Source organism: Mycobacterium sp. E183 (genome assembly GCF_001667735.1).
GTDB lineage: Bacteria > Actinomycetota > Actinomycetes > Mycobacteriales > Mycobacteriaceae > Mycobacterium.
In genome coordinates this window covers 1-986 of sequence record NZ_LZJN01000011.1, presented here as the reverse complement: position 1 = coordinate 986, position 986 = coordinate 1, and the positions used below count along the sequence as shown (strand labels likewise).

General features: G+C 70.5%; 2 pseudogenes. One reads left to right on the top strand and one right to left on the bottom strand.

Features of this window, described 5'->3' with window-relative positions:
• Positions 1-465: pseudogene (locus A5691_RS01425) on the top strand (hypothetical protein); the annotation flags it as partial.
• Positions 466-468: 3 nt separating this feature from the next.
• Here A5691_RS01425 and A5691_RS01420 read toward each other — a convergent pair.
• Positions 469-986, bottom strand: a pseudogene (locus tag A5691_RS01420) (hypothetical protein); the annotation flags it as partial.

The window sequence follows — 986 nt, the reverse complement described above, 5'->3', positions numbered from 1 at the left end:
TTCACCGCCCTGCACGCGGTGAGCGCCCTGGCCATCACGGGTGGCGACACCCCGCCCCCGGCCCGCATCGTGCTGCTGTCCGACGGCGGGGAGAACAAGCCGTCCAATCCCAGCGACCCGCACGACGGGGTCTACACGGCGGCGCGGCTGGCCCGGGACGAGGGGGTGCCCATCTCGACGATCTCGTTCGGCACCAAGACCGGCGAGATCGAGATGGACGGGCAGCGCGTGGCCGTCCCGGTTTCGACGGACCAGATGAAGACGATCGCCAAGCTGTCCGGCGGGCAGTCCTACACCGCCAGCAACATCGCCGAGCTCAACAAGAGCTACAACGCCATCGAGAAGGACATCGGCTATCGCACCGTGGCCGGGCCGGGCAGCGCCGGGTGGCTGCGCCTGGGCGTGATCACCGCCTTGATCGCGACGGCGCTGGCGCTGCTGATCAACCGGCGGCTGCCGGTCTGATCGTCAGGACGGCAGCCGGCGGTTCAGGAACAGGCCGGCCAGGATCGCGCCGGCCAACGCGACCGCCCCCAGCAGCATCCACGCCAGGCTGGCGTCGCCCTTGACGGTCTCGTACCCGATCTGGCGCTGCAGGGTCGAGTAGACGTTCTTCAGCGACTCCAGGCTGTCGGCGTGGAACGCCTGGCCGTCGGTGATCTCGCAGATCTTCTGCAGCGTCTGATCGTCGACGGGAACCGGGATGGTGGCGCCCTCGTACTCGACGGTGCCGTACGGCGTCCCGAAGGAGATGGTCGAGATCTGCACGCCCGCGGCCTTGGCGGCCCGGGCGGCGGTGAACGCCCCCTGCGGGGCGTTGGCGTCCAGCGGCACGTTCTCCGCGCCGCCGTGTAGACCCCGTCGTGCGGGTCGCTGGGATTGGACGGCTTGTTCTCCCCGCCGTCGGACAGCAGCACGATGCGGGCCGGGGGCGGGGTGTCGCCACCCGTGATGGCCAGGGCGCTCACCGCGTGCAGGGCGGTGAA